Source organism: Acinetobacter sp. YZS-X1-1, from assembly GCF_000804305.1.
GTDB lineage: Bacteria > Pseudomonadota > Gammaproteobacteria > Pseudomonadales > Moraxellaceae > Acinetobacter > Acinetobacter variabilis.
On sequence record NZ_JWHB01000045.1, the window covers coordinates 1 to 18,132 of the forward strand.

At 42.5% G+C, this 18,132-nt stretch carries 16 protein-coding genes and 3 pseudogenes; 9 read left to right on the forward strand and 10 right to left on the reverse strand.

The genetic code is table 11. The features are described 5' to 3' along the window. Window positions 1-35 precede the first annotated feature (35 nt). From RJ01_RS14895 to RJ01_RS14915, 5 genes are read right to left on the reverse strand one after another with little or no spacing between them, the layout of a single operon-like run. A complete protein-coding gene (locus tag RJ01_RS14895; protein WP_034171656.1) occupies window positions 36-911 on the reverse strand; it encodes a hypothetical protein in 876 nt (291 codons plus the stop codon). Beyond that, window positions 911-2,731 carry a hypothetical protein gene (locus RJ01_RS14900; RefSeq protein WP_034171657.1) on the reverse strand — a complete coding sequence of 607 codons (1,821 nt, stop codon included), beginning with the start codon at window positions 2,729-2,731 and terminating at the stop codon, window positions 911-913. The genes RJ01_RS14895 and RJ01_RS14900 overlap by 1 nt, the downstream gene beginning before the upstream one ends. Further along, entirely contained in the window at window positions 2,728-3,981 is a 1,254-nt protein-coding gene (locus RJ01_RS14905; RefSeq protein WP_034171658.1) for a glycosyltransferase, read from the reverse strand. Before RJ01_RS14905 ends, RJ01_RS14900 begins: the two co-directional genes overlap by 4 nt. Next, on the reverse strand, window positions 3,978-4,871 hold the full coding sequence (locus tag RJ01_RS14910) for a hypothetical protein (protein WP_034171659.1): 894 nt from the start codon (window positions 4,869-4,871) through the stop codon (window positions 3,978-3,980). The genes RJ01_RS14905 and RJ01_RS14910 overlap by 4 nt, the downstream gene beginning before the upstream one ends. Continuing rightward, on the reverse strand, window positions 4,868-5,626 hold the full coding sequence (locus tag RJ01_RS14915) for a hypothetical protein (protein ID WP_004780115.1): 759 nt from the start codon (window positions 5,624-5,626) through the stop codon (window positions 4,868-4,870). The genes RJ01_RS14910 and RJ01_RS14915 overlap by 4 nt, the downstream gene beginning before the upstream one ends. 565 nt (window positions 5,627-6,191) lie before the next feature. Here RJ01_RS14915 and RJ01_RS14920 point away from each other — a divergent pair. From RJ01_RS14920 to bioD, 5 genes are all read left to right on the forward strand, one after another. Beyond that, window positions 6,192-6,917, forward strand: a complete 726-nt coding sequence (locus RJ01_RS14920; protein ID WP_034171660.1) for an alpha/beta hydrolase — start codon at window positions 6,192-6,194, stop codon at window positions 6,915-6,917. Window positions 6,918-6,990: 73 nt separating this feature from the next. Continuing rightward, window positions 6,991-8,268, forward strand: coding sequence for an adenosylmethionine--8-amino-7-oxononanoate transaminase (gene bioA / locus RJ01_RS14925; RefSeq protein WP_034171666.1), 1,278 nt, complete (start codon window positions 6,991-6,993; stop codon window positions 8,266-8,268). After that, window positions 8,265-9,434, forward strand: a complete 1,170-nt coding sequence (locus RJ01_RS14930) for an 8-amino-7-oxononanoate synthase (protein WP_004812117.1) — start codon at window positions 8,265-8,267, stop codon at window positions 9,432-9,434. Before bioA ends, RJ01_RS14930 begins: the two co-directional genes overlap by 4 nt. Then, window positions 9,431-10,186, forward strand: a complete 756-nt coding sequence (gene bioC, locus RJ01_RS14935) for a malonyl-ACP O-methyltransferase BioC (RefSeq protein ID WP_004812119.1) — start codon at window positions 9,431-9,433, stop codon at window positions 10,184-10,186. Before RJ01_RS14930 ends, bioC begins: the two co-directional genes overlap by 4 nt. Next, window positions 10,183-10,836, forward strand: coding sequence for a dethiobiotin synthase (gene bioD, locus RJ01_RS14940; RefSeq protein ID WP_004780106.1), 654 nt, complete (start codon window positions 10,183-10,185; stop codon window positions 10,834-10,836). The genes bioC and bioD overlap by 4 nt, the downstream gene beginning before the upstream one ends. Here the strand turns inward: bioD and RJ01_RS14945 are convergent. Further along, window positions 10,814-11,062 (reverse strand): annotated as a pseudogene (locus tag RJ01_RS14945) (ATP-binding protein); the annotation flags it as partial. The gene bioD and the pseudogene RJ01_RS14945 overlap by 23 nt on opposite strands. Next, window positions 11,049-11,171 (reverse strand): annotated as a pseudogene (locus RJ01_RS16675) (ion transporter); the annotation flags it as partial. The pseudogenes RJ01_RS16675 and RJ01_RS14945, both read right to left, overlap by 14 nt. Before the next feature lie 232 nt (window positions 11,172-11,403). On the opposite strand from RJ01_RS16675, the gene RJ01_RS14950 reads away from it, so the two are divergent. The 4 genes from RJ01_RS14950 to RJ01_RS14965 all read left to right on the forward strand — a co-directional run bounded on the left by RJ01_RS14950 (window position 11,404) and on the right by RJ01_RS14965 (window position 16,028). After that, window positions 11,404-12,321, forward strand: coding sequence for a DnaJ C-terminal domain-containing protein (locus RJ01_RS14950; RefSeq protein WP_034171662.1), 918 nt, complete (start codon window positions 11,404-11,406; stop codon window positions 12,319-12,321). Between the two features lie 11 nt (window positions 12,322-12,332). Continuing rightward, window positions 12,333-12,644 carry a chaperone modulator CbpM gene (locus RJ01_RS14955; protein WP_034171663.1) on the forward strand — a complete coding sequence of 104 codons (312 nt, stop codon included), beginning with the start codon at window positions 12,333-12,335 and terminating at the stop codon, window positions 12,642-12,644. A gap of 246 nt (window positions 12,645-12,890) precedes the next feature. Beyond that, complete coding sequence (gene acnA, locus RJ01_RS14960; protein WP_034171664.1) at window positions 12,891-15,647, forward strand: aconitate hydratase AcnA; 2,757 nt, start codon at window positions 12,891-12,893, stop codon at window positions 15,645-15,647. A gap of 66 nt (window positions 15,648-15,713) precedes the next feature. Then, complete coding sequence (locus RJ01_RS14965) at window positions 15,714-16,028, forward strand: DUF6088 family protein (protein WP_034171665.1); 315 nt, start codon at window positions 15,714-15,716, stop codon at window positions 16,026-16,028. 283 nt (window positions 16,029-16,311) lie between these two features. Here RJ01_RS14965 and RJ01_RS16010 read toward each other — a convergent pair. From RJ01_RS16010 to RJ01_RS14975, 3 genes and pseudogenes are all read right to left on the reverse strand, one after another. Next, window positions 16,312-16,552 (reverse strand): annotated as a pseudogene (locus RJ01_RS16010) (integrase core domain-containing protein); the annotation flags it as partial. A gap of 174 nt (window positions 16,553-16,726) precedes the next feature. Further along, on the reverse strand, window positions 16,727-17,011 hold the full coding sequence (locus RJ01_RS14970) for a putative quinol monooxygenase (protein ID WP_004281848.1): 285 nt from the start codon (window positions 17,009-17,011) through the stop codon (window positions 16,727-16,729). 20 nt (window positions 17,012-17,031) lie between these two features. Next, window positions 17,032-18,030 carry a zinc-binding alcohol dehydrogenase family protein gene (locus tag RJ01_RS14975; protein WP_004812129.1) on the reverse strand — a complete coding sequence of 333 codons (999 nt, stop codon included), beginning with the start codon at window positions 18,028-18,030 and terminating at the stop codon, window positions 17,032-17,034. Window positions 18,031-18,132: the final 102 nt, after the last annotated feature.

Here is an 18,132-nt window from a genome sequence, read left to right on the forward strand (position 1 = left end):
TAGGGTTAATTATGAACAGTAAATGTCAACAAACCCTAGTAATTGATTTTCATCCACAAATAAAGCCAGAGCACACTGGCTTTATTTAAATAATGTGGACCGTCAAAAATATAGACACGCTCTCCAGCATAAGCTTTCAACTGTTTTGCAATTTCCCAAGGATAAGCTGCACGAAAGCCGCCTTCCGGTTTAGGCCGGAAAGCTTCGAGAATAATCACAACTCTTTTGTTACCAACCTGATGTTTAAGATTTTGATAAATCACCGCCGCTTCTTCGGGACTACGCGTGCCCACACCGACGCCATCCTGAAAAAAGACTTGGGCATTATCAGGCAACCAGCTTTCAAGCCAATAATGTAAAAACCGTGATTTGCGGTCTGCACTATAAATGCTGATCCAGACTGGTCGCTGGAATTCGGCAACATAACGTGCCAGATTGGCAACTCCATGCCAGCTTGGATCAGCTTCTACAGGAAAATAATAAGCAGCAGGCTGAACTGGAAGAGACGTTTCAATAATCTGTTGGGATTGTAAAAAGAGTTGGTCAATATTTTCACGTGCCACAGGTTCCTGAAAAATCCCTGCCAGACCTAGGATAACCTGCTTGGACCAGGGTTGTTCGGCAATCGTATTCCAGTCCGGCTGATGTTGCCATTGGGCTCCGGGGATTTCTTTAAAAAAGGAGCGTCCGTCTACAATACTCCATTGAGTGACTAAGGTATCGATGCCTAATAAGTGCCAGTTACCGGAGGCGTGACTCATCTGGTCAACCTGCCAGAAAATACCCTCAATTTTAGGCGCTGTTACCGCTTTAGCATCTGCACGTGCCATAAAAAAGGCAGAGCCAGTAAAAGCCAAGGCAGGAAGTGCCAGTAACACCAGTAAGCCTAAAATTAGGTATTTTTTCATCATTATTCTTCTTTGGTTTTTTGTGCCTTACGGGTTCTGCGCCAGAACAGCAGCCCTATAATAAGCGCAGCAACAATCACTAGAATAATAGCAATAGTTCGCATGGAAATCTGTTCAATTATCGGGGTTTCTGCTTTTTCTATAGCGGTTTGACTAAGTACGGTAATTTGCCCTTGGGCAGAAATAAACAAGGCCGCAGTATTGTTCGGGATTTTCTGCTGGATTTGCGGCCAGAAGCGGGCAAAATTTTCTACCCCGAGGTTGTTGTCGCTATAAATCCAGAAATTCCCGTTTATGACGGTGATCAAACTACCATTTGCGGTAGTAGGTAAGTAAAGAATCTGACTGTATTTTTGCAATTCGGATTGATAACGCTGGGCATTCAGCAGGATATTAATAGTTTTAGGTGTACTTGGATTCAGCTGGGTGATATTCAGACCAATTGGATCATTACTGAGCAGCATGTTCTTGGCAACTTGAGCCAGGCTGATCGCGATGGGGGTGGCTACAGGCGTATTCATGGCAATTTCAGGAGTCTTGTCAAAAACTGTAGACAGGCTGATAACTCCCTGTTTCATCTGGTAAGGCAGACTAAGCTTGGATTTTTTAGCATCAATCCATAAGGCATTACCCGCATTAGGTAGACAATTATTGCTATTTAACTGGTTATTACTCACCGTCATGTTAAAGCTGTTGGTATAGGGATAATCTGCACCTACAAATTCAAACTGCCGCTCAACCGGGCTGGAATCCAGTTTTGCCAGACTGGTACTACCTGCGAGTACTTCATTGAGCCAAACTTGTAAGGTCGAGCCTTGTAAGAGTCCGCTTTGCGAACGGAAATTAAGCTGACCCTTTAAAATATCCGTAACTTCCCAAACAGCAGGAAAGACCAGTGAAATATTTTTGGGAGTATTGCCGAGTTTGAAATCGGAAATGCCCAGATCGGCCAAGCTTTCAAAACGGCGTACACTGGCCCAGTTTGGTCGCGCGACAGGGCCATTTAAACTCGCTGTTGCAGTATTTAGTTGTGCTAGATATTGTTGATTGAGCAGGGCATTGACGGCCATCAATAATTGGGATTCTGAAGAGTATTCAATCGTCAGACTTGGTACCTGGTTGACCTGATTTAGACTCATCCGTGCTGCGGGTAATTTTGCGGCCGAACGCTGAATATTGATCATGAAATCAGGTGCTGATTCAGGAGTGGTATTTAACCGCCATTGCACAGGTGTCGCAAAATTCCAGGCAGTTGCCAGCCTACTCATCATGGTGGCTTCCAGGAAATTTGCCGTATTAAAACCTAGCAGTGCCTGTACTGGTTCTGGTCGGTTCAATTGACTATTGAACAGGACATCCGGGAGTTGATTCAGCTGCATGCTGTTACGCTGCGATTGATAACTCAGATTTGGTTGAGTCAAGGTAGTCTGTAAATTGCTTGATTCAAGACAAATATTGGCAGTACTTTGTCCAGGTCCTGGTTTTTGTAAAATACTGATATCCAGCCGATGAAAACCGCTATCGGCAGGGGGGAGGCTAAAATTTAATGTGCCTTTACCACTCAAATTTTGTTGATGAATCAGCTGATTGTCATACCGGACAATCACCGTACTGCTACCCTGTACATTGAACTGACTGCTGAACTGAACATCCTGCCAGCTTTCACCTTTTCCAACATAAAAAAAGTAAGGCGTAGTTTGCTCTACATGCCGCGCAACTACATCATCAAGCTTCCAGATGGCCGCATAGAGATGTGCACTAGACAATGCCAAGATAAGTGAAGACATTAATCTCAAAGGAGCTGTTTTTATGTGCATGATCATTTTTTTTCCTTCTTTCGTTCTGTCTTGTACCAGGTAATTCCTTCACCTTTGATTTTGCCTTTTAACATGTCCCAGGCAGCTTTAAAGACAATCAGGAGAAAGATTTGTGAATAGGTGAAATAGGCAATAAAGGCATAGAAGTAAAATCGTTTAGGCACTTCTTTTTCCAGACTGAGGGTGAACCAGATCTGGACCAGATAAAGAATAAACGCCAAAATGAAGAGTAAGGTAAATGGGCCGGGAATCGTGGTGCCATCAATACCGAGTAGGCCAACCACCAGCGTCATATGACTTAAGAACAGGGCTGGCACAAAAATGATGTAACACATAATATTGTTGCCGATCTCCATTCCGATTGGAAAAGGATGCCGGAGCGCTGTTCTTAAATATTTACGGGTTACATAAAAGTTACCTTGAGTCCAACGCGAGCGTTGTTTGATAAAAATATTCAGGTCGCCCGGATCCTGTTGCCAGCCTACGGCATAAGGCACCCATTTAATCCGTTTATGTCCTAGAAAAATCCGGTAACTCATTTCGGTATCATCGACCAAGGATTTTTCGTCAAATCCGCCTAGAATATCGAGTGCATCTCGCCAGATCACATAATTGGTTCCCATTAGGGTGGAAAGACGGAAACGCAGCCAGCGTCCACCCTGAAAAATCCACTGAAAATAGATAAACTCGATAGCGATAAAGGTACTAAGGGGGCTGTCTTTCCAGTTGCGGGTACGGACTTTGCCATTCACTGCGACCAAACTAGAATCTGCCAGCAAGGTCTGGGCAATCAGCCGTACACAATCCGGCTCTGGCGTACTGTCCGCATCATAAACCGTAATCAATTCTCCGCGGGCGTGTTTGAGTCCGTTATTCAAAGTTCTGGATTTACCTTTACCACCTTGACCTTTAGGCACATTGATGACCCGAATGACTGGAAATTCGGCTGCCATACGATCGGCAATTTCCTGGGTATTGTCTTTGGAGGCATCATTAATTAGCAGTACTTCATAACTTTCAGCCGGATAATCCTGTGCAGCTAGAGAGCGTAAGGTATCTTCAATCACCAGTGCTTCGTTATATGCCGGCACCAGCACACTCAGCATGGGCCAACGTTCAGGTATTGGTAAATTGGTCAGTTCCTGACTGGCACGAATCGAATAGCGCCAGGCAGAAAAGCTGAGCCAGGCCCAAAAGGCCTGTGGAATCCAGATCCCGATAAAGCCGGTAATAAACAGAATATCGATCATGCTCATGATTTTTTGAACCTCCGCCATAACATGGTGATCAGGAGGATGAGCATTAAGATAACGATCACAACAACGGATGCCCAGGAAGTTGAGGTACCCCAGAAGCTTAATAAATTAGGGTAATGGGTCGAGAGTACCAGATGTAATGGCAAGATTACGATTCCTGCTGAGAGCAAGACATAGCCGAGTGGATTGGTATGCACCCGGTTCAGTTGGCTGTCAAAGCGTGTATTTAAAAAGGTCCAGGAAATTCCCAATTCAGGATAATCAATCTCATTTTCGGCAAGTGGCCCCTGAGGATTCAGGATAATTCCGGTACCATTGAAAGCAGTTTGTGGGTAGGCGGTGTAAAATTGTTGCTGACCAGATTGAATTAAACGGGCGGGTAAAGGCAGTTGTCCTGGATTGGCCTGAACAATGTAAAGTCCCGCAGGTAAAGTTTTTAGATTCGGATTCCAGCCATCCTGTATATAGGCAGCCATGGGACGTAGACCTGCACTGGTGGCGAGGGTCGCAAGTCCGCGAAAACGATTCGGTTCGATACTGCTTAGATCAAGAATCGGGATAGCACCTTCCGAAACCTCCTGTTTGATCTGAAAGTAGATTGACGGTTTCATGAAATTTTCAGGAATGATTAAACCCGGTTTAATACCCTGATTTTTCATGTTTTGATAAGTTTCGTAGTGTATTTGATCAAAGCTAAATACCGGCCATAACTTCCTGGGAGCTGGGAAATAGGCTGGAATTTGCTTAATATCTAAGGAATCTTGCTGCTGAACCGAATCGACTGTTTTAAGCTCACATTGATAATATTGTTGATAATAAGAACTCAGTACCGGGTCAGGCAGTGTATTGACTGAAACGATCAGACCGCAGACATGCAAAATATGACTCATAGGCGTTCCTCCAAGGAGGGTCGGCCCTGATGATGGGGTAAATGAGTAATCTCTGTTTTAATCAGTTCAATCTGTCTGAGTTTTTCAATCAGTTGTTTGGAAATAGTAGATTCTCGATCGGCAATCATAATTACGCGCAAGACCGAGAGCCGGCTATCAGTAAAGGAAAAATGAGGAACTTCGAACTTACTTTCCAGCACATGGATAATTTTTTGTTGCAACAGTTTTAGTTCATCCACCTGCAACATATCTCTTAATAAATTGTGGTTGGTAATTTCTATATAAATTTCATCATATTGAGGAATCAGATTCAGATTTAACATATCCTGAACTTGAGTTTGGGTATAGAAATAAGTACTGATGGGTAATGTTTTATGGGTCAGGTTTTTACGATAAGTATCTAGTAAATTGTCGGTTTGCCTGTTGGTCGACATCATTTCATAGTAAATACTGAGTAGAAGTGGCGCTAAAGGTAGAATAAAAAGCTGCAAGAAGCGAGTATTGATATCCATGCTATCAGCCTGGACATTAAATAAAATATAAATAAAAAGAGTAATAAAAATGACAATACTCAGTACAACGGACTGAACTACATTTAAAAAGCGTCCCAGTAGAATAAAGCCAATTAAAAGAATCCAGCTTCCGACCAGTTCTGTACGTACCCATTCATAGCCAATTAGTCCTATAAATATAACTATAACCATGGGCAAAAAGGTAATAGTTTGATTTGTCCTTACTAACCAATTTTTTTCCATTAAAATAATTATTTAAAGTAATAATTTAGGATGTTAATGAAATAATTACATGAATAATGTATGAAAAATATATATTTGTTTTTCAGAGTTTAAAGTAATAATATTTTTTGTATAGAAAGAATAAAAATTATTTTTAATATAAAGCATTATGATTAATTTCATATGCCATTATTATTTATTCAAGTATAGAGATTTATTCTTGAGATTAAAGACATAACCGTATGTCATAAGTCGTAAGATACAACATGATGTGTGATTGTCTTATATATGAATATGGCTTAAATGTTCTGGTCACGATGTGAATATTCTTACTATCCCGTTTTTCAGCCTGAGATAGCAGTTTTTTCTTGTAGCTATCGGCTAACTTGCCGAATTGTGAATAAAGAGGACATGGCCTAGGTCGCTTTATTCGTACAAAGATCTAGGCGTTGGGTTATTAGCGTTAAGACAGGCACTTTTTTCTTTTTTGGTTAAAAGTATTTTCATGCTTTTTTGAAAAGCAATAATTTTTAGCCGAGAAATTTTATGGCTTGAAGGCCTAATGTATTTTCACAGGGAATAGCAGATGAATATATTATTGATTGCAGGCTGGGGACTGGGGACAACCGTCCTGAAAGAATTTTCTGAAAAACTCAGGACAGATCATACAGTAGCAACCTCTGATATTTTTGACCCCTTTGATGCGGTGACCCTGCAGGAAAAGATAAAGCTCGCACAAGATTATGATGTGCTCATAGGCTGGTCTTTAGGAGGACAATTGGCCATATATTTGGCGAATGAAATCTTTCAGCAGACACGAGTAGCAAAGCCTGTCATTGCCTGTATGTCCAATCCTTGTTTTGTTGCCAATAAAGATTGGCAACAAGCAATGCCTGAAACTGATTTTGAACAGTTTCTCCAGGCCGCCCGACTAGACATGTTAACGACATTGAAACGTTTTTGTCATCTCGTCTGTATGGGAGCGAAGGATGCACGGCAACGGGTAAAATATTTACAATCCAAACTGTCTTTAATTGATTTAAATCATCAAGAAAAGCATCTTTATCTTTTAAAACAATTAGATTTGGTAGAGATATTAAAAACCTGTTCAACGAAGATACTGTTTATATTTTCAAATCAAGATTCACTAGTTCCTTGCCAAGTTTCCATAGAACCTGTCTTTTATCAACAAAGTTTAATCAAAGTCAAAGAAATCGAGGCCGCACATGATGCAATCCTGTTCGATACAGAATTGGTGCTAACACCTATTCTGGATTTTCTGGATGATTTATCAGTTGCTTCAGCAAGATAGAGAGTTCAGTCATTTGCATTTTCAACTGAGCAGGCTAAGATCGATATTTCCACAATTTTTCAGGATGAATTTTGTGTTTGACGCTTTTGATCAAGAGCATATTTGGCATCCTTATACCTCAATGACTGCCCCCTTGCCATGTTATCCGGTCGCTAGCGCCAGCGGTGCCCAGATCTATCTGGAAGATGGCAGGGCGCTGATTGATGGGATGTCCTCCTGGTGGTGTACGATTCATGGCTACAGTCATCCTGAGCTGAATCAGGCCGCCATTGAGCAGCTGAATAAGATGTCACACGTGATGTTTGGCGGATTGACCCATCAGCCTGCCATTGAACTTGCGAAAATCCTGCTGGAGATTACGGCATCTGAGCTTGATAAAGTCTTTTTTGCTGATTCCGGTTCGGTTGCTGTAGAAGTTGCCTTGAAAATGGCGGTGCAATATTGGCATGCCCAAGGTCAACCGGAAAAAAGTAATTTTGTCACGACACGTTCGGGCTACCATGGTGATACATGGAACGCGATGTCAGTTTGCGATCCCGTCACGGGTATGCATCAAATCTTCGGTTCAAGCCTGCCTAATCGATATTTTGTTCCTGCACCTGAAAGTCGCTTCAATGGCGAATGGCAGGAGCAGGATATCCAGCCACTGAAACAGTTACTGGCAGAAAAGCATGAGCAGATTGCAGCCATGATTATTGAGCCGATTGTTCAGGGTGCGGGAGGGATGCGTTTTTATCATCCTGAATACTTACGCCAAGCCAAAGCTTTGTGTAAGCAATACGATATACTCCTGATTCTGGATGAGATTGCGACAGGTTTTGGACGCACTGGTAAGCTATTTGCCTATGAGCATGCCGATATCATCCCTGACATACTTTGTTTAGGTAAAGCCCTGACCGGTGGCTATATGACATTGTCTGCTACGCTCACCACTAGGCAGGTTGCAGAGACCATTTCTCGGGGGGAAGCGGGCGTTTTTATGCACGGCCCGACCTTTATGGCCAATCCGTTGGCGTGTGCAGTTGCAGTAAAAAGTATCCAGCTTTTACTGGCACAGGACTGGCAAGCCAATATTCAGCGTATTGAACAGCAATTAAGTACTTTGTATGTTTTAGATGGGCATCCTGTAGTCAAAGATGTGCGGGTGCTTGGGGCAATTGGAGTGGTTGAGCTGCATCAGGCAGTGAATCTGGCTGAATTCCAGGCAGAATGTGTTCGTCGTGGTGTATGGATTCGTCCATTTGGCAGACTGGTGTATGTCATGCCACCTTTTATTATTTCTACAGCCGAATTGCAGACATTGCTGGAACATATGATCGCTATGATTCAGCACCTGGAGCTTGCAGCATGAATCACCTCGAACATTTTGCACAGCAACTTGATGTATTAAAGCAACAAGGGCAATACCGCGAGTTTAAATCCAACATTACCAGTGCTGCCCATTTTGAACTCAACGGCAAAAACATGTTGAATCTGGCATCGAATGATTATCTGGGTCTTGCCAGCCAAATGGATTTACGGGAAGCATTTTTTGATATGACTCCTGTTTCTGAACGGCAGATGAGTGCCAGCTCCTCCCGATTGCTGACTGGAAATTTTCCCGCTTATGAACAGCTTGAACATAACATGTCGCAAGCCTTTGGCCGTGTGGTACTGCTGTTTAATAGCGGCTATCATATGAATATCGGGATTTTACCTGCGCTTGCAGACAGTAAAACCCAAATCATTGCTGATAAACTGGTTCATGCCAGTATGATTGATGGTATCCGTTTATCTAAAGCGAATTATGTGCGATATCGGCATAATGATTTAGATCACTTGGCACAACTTTTATTGAAATATCATTCGGATGAGTCGATTGAACGTATCATTGTCGTCACAGAATCCATTTTTAGTATGGATGGGGATGAAACCGATTTAACTGCTTTGGTGGCGCTAAAAAAACAGCATCCTAAAGTCATGCTGTATGTTGATGAAGCGCATGCGGTAGGCGTACGCGGTTTACGTGGACTGGGCTGTGCCGAGCAATACAATGTGATAGGGGATATCGACTTCCTGGTAGGTACCTTTGGTAAAGCGCTTGCTTCGGTTGGTGGCTATTTGGTCTGCGAACCGATAATCCAGGAATATTTGATTAATTCAATGCGCCCGCTCATTTTCAGTACGGCCCAACCTCCCATCTGTATGGCTTGGACAAATTTTATCTTTCAGCATCAACAGGGCTTACAGGCAGAACGTCAATCGTTAACTGCATTATCACAATACAGTCAGCAGGCAGTAAAAAATCTGGGTTATGACTGTCCGTCAAGTTCCCAGATTATTCCGGTCATTATTGGAGATACGCATCAGACCGTAGCTTCAGCAGCCTATTTGCAAGATCATGGTTTTTATGTATTGCCTGTACGTCCACCCACTGTTCCCAAAAACTCGTCACGACTGCGGATATGTTTGCATCACGGAATAAAGAATCAGGAAATTCAGCACTGTTTTAGTGTACTGGAGCAGTATCAGCCATGAACAACACACTGGTTGCACAACGATTTGCTCAGGCTCAGCACAGTTATGATCAGCATGCCGTAGCACAGCACCATGTCGCTCAACATTTACTTCATTTAATGCAACAGTATATTCCCCAACCACATATGCAACGTGCGCTAGAAATTGGTTGTGGTTCAGGTCTGTTTAGCCATGCTTTTTTACAGCATTATGAGGTTGATCAGTTGTTTTTAAATGATCTTTATCCTGAAGTGAAACAGCATTTTCCTGAAACTGAGCAATTCATCTGGGGTATAGGCGATATCGAACAGTTGCCATTACCGCAGTCTTTAGACTTGGTGGTGTCCTGTTCAGCCTTGCAGTGGATTCAGGAGCTACCAGCCTTAATCCGAAAAGTGGCCAATGCCTTGAACCCATCAGGATACTTCTGTTTTGCCAGTTATGCAGAAGACAATTTAAAAGAAATTAAAGCATTAACAGGACAGGGTCTGGATTATTTACCACTGGAAACTGTAGCAAATATCTTGCAGGCACAGGGCTTTGAACTGCTGATGGCAAATGAAGAACGGATCCAACTCAACTTTGCCCAGCCTAGAGATGTGTTAAAACACATGAAATCTACCGGTGTGCAGGCAACGGCTCAGGGTTTTCGTTGGAGCAAAAGCTCACTTGCGCAGTTCGAGCACCATTATGCTCAATTCCAGATCCCGGAAACAGAGGGTTATCCTTTGACTTACCATCCCATTTACCTGATTGCACGGAAGGCTCTATGAGTTTGAAAATCTATTTTGTCAGCGGCATTGATACCGCTATTGGTAAGACCTATGCCACCGGTTTTTTAGCCAGAAGCTGGAATGAACAGGGGATTCGAACCATTACCCAAAAGCTGATTCAAACTGGCAATGTGGATGTTTCAGAAGATATTGAGCAGCACAGGATGATCATGGGGTGTGGACTGCTGCCTGAAGATCATGACAAGCTGACCATGCCAGAAATTTTTAGCTATCCAGCCTCACCGCATCTGGCATCTGAACTGGATCGGCGTTCAATCGATTTCGAAAAAATTCAGCAGGCAGCCACTATACTGGCCGAGCGTTATGACCGGGTTTTGCTTGAAGGGGCAGGCGGATTAATGGTGCCGCTGACCCGGGACATGCTGACAATCGATTATATTGCAGCGCACGATTATCCGGTCATTCTGGTAACTTCAGGCCGTCTGGGCAGTATTAATCATACTTTACTGAGCCTGGAGCTACTCAAACAGCGTAAAGTCACACTTCATGCTGTGGCATTTAACCATACTGATGACCATCAGGACCAAACGATTGCGATGGATACTATTCAATATTTAAAGGAGTATCTGCCCCAGTATTTTCCAACAGCCGTATGGCTGGATATTCCTAAGCTTGCAGGTCACGCTTAGACACGCCGCACTTGATTTCAATGCGAAGCCCATAGGGCCGTCGGGCATTAAAAGAGAGCAGATAACCATATTGTTTTAACAGGTTAGCGGTTAATGTCAGTCCCAGACCATGGCCGTGCTGCGGAGCAGATTTGCGCCAGAAGCGTTGTCCTAAATGTTGGATATCCTCGGCTGTAAGTTGTTGTTCATTATCTTTAATCACTAGGCAACCAGGATGCAGGGATAAAGCTAAAGACTTCCGGTTGCGCCTTGTTTTCAACCCCATATGCGCCAGCCGCCGCGAAAATGATCATGATCAGCAGGATAAAAATAACCGCCTGAAATGAGCCATTTTGCGCTATCTACCAAAAGGCAGACTGATCCTAATCATGATTTCGAACAGGCTAATTCAAAAAAGACAAGATTATTTAGCGGCTGTCGTCAGAAAAATATAGATTATCCTATGATTTTAAAGAATTATTTCTTGTGTAAAAGAAATAATTTATAACAAGAAAAATCTTTAAAAGGTTTTCTTAGCTATAAAAAAATTGAATAATGAATAAAACATAAACCACCAATAGGGCAGAGATGACCAAGAATTATTATGAAATATTAGGTGTACCTCGAGATGCAACTGTTGAGCAAATTAAAAAAGCTTATCGTAAACTTGCCAGAAAATATCATCCCGATGTCAGTAAAGAAGCTGATGCAGAAGAGCATATGCAACAGTTAAACATTGCTTACGATGTGTTAAGTAATGATGAAAAAAAAGCAGAATATGATTTTGAATTAGACCATCCACAGAATAGCCAGGGTAGGGATGCTCATCAATATTATTCAAATATGGGCGGACAGGATTTTACAGGGTTTGAAGACTTGTTTGGTCGCTTTGGTGGCGGTTTTGGTGGTTTCAATGAACAGCGTTATCAGGGTCGAGCATCCTATAGAGGTGATGATCAACACGCGACTCTAGAAGTAGATTTGGATGTTGCATTCCATGGTGCAACTCAAGATGTCACTTTACAGATTCCAACTATCAATGCGTACGGGCAAGCAGAAGTACAGCGTAAAGTCTTAAAAATTAAAATTCCAAAAGGCATGAAAGCAGGGCAAAAAATTCGTTTAACCGGACAGGGGCAACCGGGTATTCATGGGGGTGAAAATGGTGATCTGTATATTGAAATCCAATACAAAGCTACAGATTCAACTTATGCTGAAAACGCGGATGTCTATCATCATCTGAAGATTAGTCCATGGGAAGCAGCACTTGGACAATCGATTACGGCAAGCTTACCCAATGGTAAACAACTCAATATTCAAATTCCAAAAAATGCCAAAACAGGTCAACAATTACGTTTAAAAAATCAGGGGATTCCTGCTAAAGATGCAGGGCATTTATTCCTCATCCTCGATATTGTGCAACCACCTGCACAAACCGAACAAGAACAACAGGCTTATGAAGCATTTGCAGCAGCATTCTCCAAATTTAAGCCGAGATCATCATAAGGAGTAAAATTATGACGACAGTTAAATATTATGAGGTGGTCTTAGAAGATGTCCAACAGGCAGAAGTTGTAGATGAGCAACAACGTTATGATTTAAATAGTTTTGCTCAAGTTTGTGGTCAAAGTCCTGAATGGATTCTGCAACTGATTGAATACGATATTTTGCCGAATCGCGTAAATGCATCAGATTTATATTTTTTAGTGGATGATGTGGCACGTGCACAAAAAGCGTATCGTTTACAGCGTGATTTTGATGCAAGTTTTACTGCTGTAGCCATGATGTTGGATTTAATCGAAGAATTAGAGAAACTTCGACGTTTATAGACACAGAACAAAGTAATACGCTGGTCAATTTAGCTTATGTCCTTAGGATGGGCAGAAACGTTGTTGATGCCAGATTTGAAATGTCGGCAACTCTCTGGAAAAATGCCCCTGGCAGCCTTGCATTTAACTGGCTAGCGCAATCCGATAATAAATAATAACAAACCCACCGCTCAGTTAGCATACAGTAAGTAAAGAAGTGGTTGACTGTGATCATAAAAATAACAGCTCAAGCAGGAGGGAAGCTAGATGGCCAAGTATACTGATATCAATAGTTTTAATACCTTAGAAACATTAACCGTCGGTTCAGAACACTATCAGATTTTCAACCTATCCAAATTGCAAGTGCAGTTGGGCGACCTGTCCCGGCTGCCCAAATCTTTAAAGGTCTTGCTGGAAAATTTATTACGTTTTGAAGATCAGCTCACGGTGAAGACCGAACATATTCATGCCTTGGCAGGATGGCTTAACGACCGAACTTCAGAACAGGAAATCCAGTATCGTCCGGCACGGGTGCTGATGCAGGATTTTACCGGTGTTCCTGCAGTGATTGATCTTGCTGCAATGCGTGCAGCAGTGGCCAAAGCCGGCGGTGATCCGGAAAAAATTAATCCGTTGTCACCGGTGGATTTAGTCATCGATCACTCGGTAATGGTCGATTACTTTGCCAGCCCGCAAGCTTTTGAGCAGAATGTTACCATTGAGATGCAACGCAACGGCGAACGCTACCAGTTTCTGCGCTGGGGGCAGGCGGCACTCAATCAGTTTCGCGTGGTGCCGCCAGGAACCGGGATTTGCCACCAAGTCAATCTGGAATATCTGGCACAAGTGGTCTGGAGCAATGAGGTCGATGGGCAGCGCTTTGCCTTTCCTGATACCTTGGTCGGTACCGATTCACATACCACCATGATCAATGGCTTAGGCGTGTTAGGCTGGGGGGTAGGTGGTATTGAGGCGGAAGCGGCCATGCTAGGCCAACCGATCTCCATGCTGATTCCGGAAGTGATCGGCTTTAAGCTTACCGGTAAACTCAAAGAAGGGATTACAGCAACTGATCTGGTGCTGACCATTACCCAGATGCTGCGCCAAAAAGGCGTAGTTGGAAAATTTGTCGAATTTTACGGTGATGGCCTGGCCGATTTACCCTTGGCGGACCGTGCCACGATTGCCAATATGGCACCGGAGTATGGCGCTACCTGTGGCTTTTTCCCGGTTGATGAGGTGACGCTTTCCTATTTACGTTTAACAGGACGTCAGCCGGAAAGAATTGCCTTGGTAGAGGCTTATAGCAAGTTGCAAGGATTATGGCGCAATCCGGGGGATGAACCCGTCTTTACAGATACGCTGGCTTTAGATATGTCGACGGTAGAAGCCAGTCTGGCGGGTCCGAAACGCCCACAGGATCGTGTACTATTGTCACAAGTGCCGAGAACCTTTGATGCCCTCATGGATCTGACCTTGAAACCGGTCAAAGAAGAAAAAGAGCGTCTGGAAAATGAAGGAGGGGGAGGTACGGCTGTTGAAGCGAGACAGGCCAACCTGCCCCATGAAAATGTTTTTTGTATGATTGAGGGTAAAAAATATCCGTTGCAGCATGGTGACGTGGTGATTTCAGCGATTACCTCCTGTACCAACACTTCGAATCCCAGTGTCATGTTGGCAGCAGGGCTATTGGCCAAAAAGGCAATCGAAAAAGGTTTGCAGCGGAAACCCTGGGTGAAAAGTTCACTGGCTCCAGGTTCCAAAGTGGTTACCGATTATCTCAATGCAGCAGGGTTGACGCCTTATTTGAATCAACTGGGTTATAACCTGGTAGGTTATGGTTGTACCACCTGTATTGGTAATTCGGGACCTTTACCTGAAGCGATTGAAGAAGCTGTGCAATGTTTCGATTTGAATGTAGCCTCAGTGCTTTCCGGAAACCGTAACTTTGAAGGACGAGTGCATCCTTTGGTGAAAACCAATTGGTTAGCATCTCCCCCCTTGGTTGTTTCCTATGGTTTGGTCGGGAATATTCGAACTGATCTCACTGCTGAGCCGATAGGTGAAGGCTTTGATGGGCAAGCAGTTTATTTAAAAGATATTTGGCCGACACAGATGGAAATTGATGCCGCACTGCAGAACTTGAATACTGAGATGTTCCATAAAGAATATGCGGAAGTGTTTGAAGGTGATGCCAAGTGGAAAGCGATCCAGATTCCTCAAAGTCAAACCTATACTTGGGATGAACAATCGACCTATATCCGACATCCACCCTTTTTTGCAGAAATTGATCAGCCGGTGCGACCAATTCAGCAGATCAAACAGGCACGGATTTTGGCTGTATTGGGAGATTCAGTCACGACGGACCATATTTCCCCTGCAGGCAACATCAAAAAAGATAGTCCTGCCGGACGATATTTACAGCAACAGGGGATTGATGCAAAAGACTTTAACTCTTATGGATCCCGCCGTGGCAACCATGAGGTGATGATGCGAGGCACCTTTGCCAATATCCGCATCAAAAACGAAATGCTGGGTGGGGAGGAAGGTGGCAATACTCTGCATATTCCAAGTGCAGAAAAACTCTCGATTTATGATGTGGCAATGCGCTATCAGGCAGAACAAACCCCACTCGTGATTATTGCCGGGAAAGAATATGGCACCGGTTCTTCACGTGACTGGGCGGCTAAAGGCACCAACCTATTGGGGGTGAAAGCAGTGATTGCTGAAAGTTTTGAGCGGATTCACCGTTCTAATCTGGTCGGCATGGGAGTGTTACCTTTACAGTTTGTGGAGGGTCAGAACCGGCAGATCTTGAACCTGACCGGGCATGAAACCCTATCAATTCTGGGATTATCGGATGATATTCATCCGCATCAAATGCTGGATGTAGAAGTGCAACATACCGATGGTACATATAGCCATTTTCAGGTGTTGTGTCGTATTGATACCTTGAATGAGGTGGAATACTTTAAGGCCGGTGGGATCTTGCACTATGTTTTACGCAATTTGCTCGCTTCCTAAATTGGATGATGAAAACCCGACACCGGCCACAATGCCGGCCAGTTAAGCAGTTTTACTGACTTATTTATGCGAAATGATTTTAATGACATTGCAAATTATGACCAAATTGAAAGAACTCTGCGAAACTTAGTTCAAGAAGGTGAGCTAATTAAAGTGGGTTATGGTATTTATACCAAAGTAAGAAAAAACCAAATGACCGGAAAAGTAATACCAGCCTGTCTAGAAGGCGCTGATGCAGCGATCTTCGAGGCATTAAAAAGATTTGATGTACAGATTACGTTGGGTAAGGCTACGGAAAATATTTATCTAGTCAACCCACCCAGATTCCAGTCTTTACTCAAATTAAAACCCTACATCGTTTTATACGCCAATTGTCTGTAGGTTGTAGCCAATTAATGCCTGATATAAAAACAGTTTGCAGATGTCGCTGATGCACTTGGTATTGGTGCAATTTCTATGTGTAGACAGGTAAGTGTCCGCCGAACCTGATATGATCCTCGAAAGTTAGACGGTTGATTAAGCAGCTTTAAGGACTGATTTCTATATACAAAGGGAGAGCCTTTTAATATCACCTTGATTCATCATATTGAAATACTGGTACTACAAAATAGCACTATTCATGTGATTGAACCGTACCGGGTTTGTCGGAGACTTTTTATTTAAGTTAGGCCACAAACTCAAAAGGTGACACATAATCTAACGCACTATGTAAACGTTCCTTATTGAACCAATCTACCCAGTATTAGTGTCGCAAGTTGTACATCTGCTAAACCTCGCCAATCTGCTTTTAAATATTCAATCACCTCTGTTTTGTATAAGTCATTCACAGTCTCAGCCAAAGCAATATCATATGAATCACCAGTCGTACCGACTGATGCTCGTAAATTTGCTGCCTCTAAACGATGACATTGTTGTCAAAATGTAGGGTATGGGGGCTCCCCTTAGGGGCATAACTTGTTGAATCCTAGGTTACTATTAAAAAATCAGAAAAAATAGGAGCTTATAGCTCCCATTTTTTGTTAGCTTTCCAAGTCCCTATGTTAATTTGAAGAATACTTCATCATAACGTTCGAATACAGCTATATTTTTTTGATTTCTACAATATCACTGGATTCAATGAGCGATTGGATATTACCAAATAAACTTTGAATATAATCAGACGCTATATGGATATCTAAATCCTCCCTGCTACGCCATTCTTCTAAGAAGAAATATCTACTCGAGTCATTTTCGCTAATATAAAGCTCATATTTCAAGCATCCTTCTTCGTGAAGCGTAGGCTCTATTACACTTTTTAAAAGCGCTTCTAACGTCTCTTTTTGATCTGACTTTGCCTTAAAGTTCGCAATTACTGAAATAGTCATTATTTCACCTTTAATTTGTTTTAGAAGTTTTCTAGTACAATTTTGCCTTTTGACTTACCTGATTCAAGTAACTTATGCGCCTTCTCCAAGTTTGCAGCGTTAATTTTGCCTAGATTTTGGTTGAGGGTACTTCTAATTTTTTGCTGGTCAACTAATTGAGCAACCTGTTGCAATAGATCACCTTGCTTTTCAATATCATCGGTTTCATACATTGAACGGGTGAACATCAGCTCCCAATGGATAGAAATAGATTTAGTCTTAAACGGCATAATATCAAATGTTTGTGGATCATCGATCAATCCAAGCTTGCCTTGTGGTGCAATCAGAGAAACTATTTGCTTGATATATGTTTCTGTATGATTTGTAGAGAATACGTATTTTGGTTTTTCAATGCCTAGTGTATCGATTTGTGCATTCAAATCTTTGCTATGATCAATGACATGGTCGGCACCCAGTGATTCAACCCAAGATTTCGTTTCTTCACGTGAAGCTGTTGCTATAACGGTCAGATTTGTTTTTGCTTTTAGGAGTTGGATAGCGATAGATCCTACACCGCCTGCACCACCAATAATTAGAATACTGCCAATTTCTGTTTCTGAAATTTGAAACCGATCAAACAGCATTTCCCATGCCGTTATTGCAGTTAATGGCAATGCTGCTGCTTCTGCATTAGATACTGTAATGGGTTTAAGACTGATAATTCGTTCATCGACTGCTTGAAACTCAGCATTACTACCATCTCGGGTTAAATCGCCAGCATACCAAACAGAATCTCCTACTTTAAATGAGGTAACTTTTGAGCCAACTTCGATAATTTCCCCAACGGCATCCCAACCTAAAATACGATTATTTGCTTCAGACGAATTTTTTCTCACTTTGGTATCAACTGGGTTCACAGAAATTGCCTGAACTTTTACCAGTACATCACGCTCCTTAAGCGTAGGCTTAGCTTTTTCAATATCTACCAATGAATTTTTAAAATCATCATGGTTATTTATAACATACGATACGGCTTTCATAGATTTGTCCTTAACTTTAAAAATATAGTAAAAATGGGAGCAAGGTGCTCCCATTTTTTGTTATTCAATTATTAGGGTCTGTTGACGTTTACTGTTCATAAT